General features: G+C 60.5%; 1 protein-coding gene. It reads left to right on the top strand.

All coding sequences use genetic code 11. The annotated features are described in order from the left end of the window. Positions 1–1,759: 1,759 nt before the first annotated feature. A partial coding sequence (locus tag FS320_RS47390; RefSeq protein WP_210252255.1) for a hypothetical protein occupies positions 1,760–1,953 on the top strand: 194 nt, incomplete at its 3' end.

The following is a 1,953-nucleotide window of genomic DNA, read 5'->3' on the forward strand; positions in this document are numbered from 1 at the left end:
CCGGCGCTGGCAGGGCTTTGGACTCAGTGGCATGATCCAAGATACCTGAAACCGCCGGGCCTTGCTCGCGCAAAGCTATGATTCACGTAGTGAAATCAAACGTTTGCCGTTTGTGGACGGAAACTAGGCTAGCCCCGGCGGAGCCAATCATCTCATCAACGCGACTGCCTGCAAAGGTCCGTTCAGGGTGTGCGCCGTGACAAGGCGGCGTTTTCCAGTGGGTGCAAGTCCCACCCGGCAACCGCTCCAGCCGGAAGCAACCGGAGCAGTCATGGAGGTAACGAAATGGCTGAAGCCTTCGGAGTGCGGGTCACGCATTGGTGACCGCGCGAGTGTGCAGGCCGTAACGTGAGTGAACGCTGAGCAAGCCTCGAAAAGGACGATGTGCAGGCCGACCCGACAACCCTTTCGGGGACGGCTGATACGGCTGGGTGAATGAGCAAAGAGTACGCCCAGCCGCTGCACCGGGGTCGTGGCGGCAGCATGGACACAAGGAAAGCGCACGCAACACGGGAAGCCCCGGGACGTGGTCAGGGATGACCAACCGGAAGCCCGCGAGGGACAGGCCGGGCGCCCTGGGGTGGCGGAGAGGTCCGTAGTACCGCTGAAGCCAGTCAACGCTGGTCGAGGAAAGGGACCTCAGTTCAAGACAGACGCAAGACGTGGTGAGGGACCTGGAGATTGGGCAACCTATCAACTCCAAAGAGTGTTCAGAAACTGCAGATGGCGTTACACGCGAAAAAGGCGTGAGGTCTTGTCCGAGAGCCGGATGCGGGAGATCGTGCGCCGTGCAAAACGGCGAGTCGAATCCCTGTCGAAGACAGGGGAAGCCGGGAGACATGCTTCCGGGTCAACCATCTTACCGGATGGCGAAAGCCTAAAGGGACAAGAGCATGATGGTAAAGCGGGGGCTGGGCGAACATGCCAGACCCAACGCCCCGCAAGGCCCGCGCGATATGGTCAAGGATGGATTGCTTGAACTCTAGTCACCAGCGATGGAAACGCACATCCCGCGCCACGGTATGTCAGGGCGCAGCCGACAGGATAGAACGGTTTCGCTTTCGCCGTTCAAAACTCCCCCTGTCGAGCGACGACCAACGAGGTCGTTCAAGGGGACGAACGGAGGACCTAAGTCGCGCTATTACTTTCGACTCGTACGAACACGGGATCGCCTTCGGGCCGCGAGGCCCATGGCGACGGAGCGGTCATAGTAGTCCGAGGACGGGAAAGCCGTCCATATGGCGAAGGACCGCAGGTGTCTCGACGGCAATCGCTGGGAGGTAGCCGAAATGGCAACAGCCGAAACAGTGATGGCCGTCTCCTCTGAAGAGCATGAGACACTGGAAAGCCGGATAAGACCGAAAGACTTATGTCCGGTTTGGGGAGAGGGGTGGAGAAACCTGCCTCAGCAACGAGGCAAGGCGCTTCATCCGTACTCTACTGCATGTCCGGTTCGATGAGCGGGGTGTGGAAACGGAGCTACGGCTCGGCCAGTGAGGCACCGCCTGGCGAAAGCGGCGGAAACAGATAGGCCGATCCTACCGCCACCGCGCCACACCTCGACTCTACCAAACCATGACGGTCCTGCTGCTCCACGAATGGCAGCTCCGACCGCTGAAGCCGACCATGCTCTCAGGCCTGCTTCTACTCCGAAATCTGATGTTCCCCTGCTCAAGCAGGGGGGGTACTCCCCCGAAGCTCTCGCGGACGACGGCCGACCGATCTACACTCAAGCCCACAGGATCAGGAGGGTTCGCGCATGCGTCACGGTCTGTGGCTTATCTCCCTCGGCGTCTCGATGTTCGCCAGCGCAGTTCAAGCCGCCCCTTATATGGGCCGATACGTCAGTCAAGTGCTGGTCGCAGGTGCTGCCGTGATCTCCGAGGTTGAGCCCGATGGCGCTCATGCGAACCGTTCGTCCGCATCACCTTATATCCGGTTGGGCCTAAGCCC

Source organism: Microvirga tunisiensis, assembly GCF_009296175.1.
GTDB lineage: Bacteria > Pseudomonadota > Alphaproteobacteria > Rhizobiales > Beijerinckiaceae > Microvirga > Microvirga tunisiensis.